Genomic DNA, 1053 nt, shown 5'->3' with positions numbered 1-1053 from the left:
AGCTTCTTACGACCCTGCGGCCCTCGATCCCCGCGAACCTGGAACATCGCAACCCCTGAAACGATCAGCTGTTGCAACGACCCCTAGAACCCAAGAGGTAGAGCAGGGGCCCCTTGTTAACAGCCGGGGCTACAGCGGCAGGCGGTCGGCGCCGGCGAGCGGGCCGACCACGAGTGGCACCAGCGCGGCCGGCAGCGCCGGGCCGTGGCGCAGCGCCGGCGTCCAGCCGGCGTCGGGCGTCAGGTCGGGATCGTGTACGGCGTTGTAGACGCCGACCAGGTCGACCGGACGCGGTAGCCCGCCCGCCGGCTTGACCCAGTTGCCCCGGGTGGTGATCGCGGTGCCGCCCCAGTCGTAGAGCAGGTCGGCGGCGCTGACGCCGGCGTCGAGGGTGAAGTGGTTGTTCTCGGCGTACACGGCGGACTGCACGCCGACGCCGATGGCGTACTCGAAGCCGTCGCCGCCGAGCTTGTACTGGTTGTTGTAGATGTCCACCTGGCCGAAGCGGACCCGGGGCAGCCGCTGCAACGACCCGTCGAACAGGTTGTGGTGCAGGGTGACGTTGAGCCGGCCGACGTCCGGGCCGACGGTGTTGGACGAGCCGATCAGCATCACCTTGTCCCGCGCGTCGAAGCGGTTCCAGGAGGCGGTGACCAGGCTGGCCGTGTGGGTGATGTCCAGCGAGCCGTCGTGCACCTGGTAGGGGCGGCCGAAGTGGATCGGCTGGGCGCTGTCGGGGTTGTCGCCGTCGGTGAAGGTGTTGTGGTCGATCCAGACGTTCTCGCTGCGGCGCACCGAGAGCAGGTCGTACTGGGAGTTCCAGTTGCCGGTCTCGCCGTCGGTGGGGGACCAGGCGGGGAAGCAGTCCCGGGCGTCGTCGAAGGTGATGTTGCGGACGATGACGTTCGGGGCCCGGTCGATCATCAGGGTGAGGCCGGTCAGCCGCGCCCCGCGTAGCCCGACGATGGTGGTGTTCGGGCCGACGTTGATCTGGGTGTGTCGGGTCTGGTTGGTCACCGACCGCACCCGGGCCGCCTCCAGCGGTCCGCTCGG

The 1053-nt window shown here is 69.3% G+C and carries 1 protein-coding gene; it reads right to left on the bottom strand.

Features of this window, described 5'->3' with window-relative positions; genetic code table 11:
• Window positions 1–129 precede the first annotated feature (129 nt).
• Window positions 130–1053, bottom strand: a 924-nt coding sequence (locus AB0M52_RS34140; protein ID WP_363962038.1) for a pectate lyase, incomplete at its 5' end; no start/stop codon positions are given.

This window comes from Micromonospora sp. NPDC051296 (genome assembly GCF_040682255.1).
Taxonomy (GTDB): domain Bacteria; phylum Actinomycetota; class Actinomycetes; order Mycobacteriales; family Micromonosporaceae; genus Micromonospora; species Micromonospora craterilacus.
The sequence above is the reverse complement of the archived record's forward strand: the minus strand, read 5'-3'. Positions and strand labels throughout refer to the sequence as shown.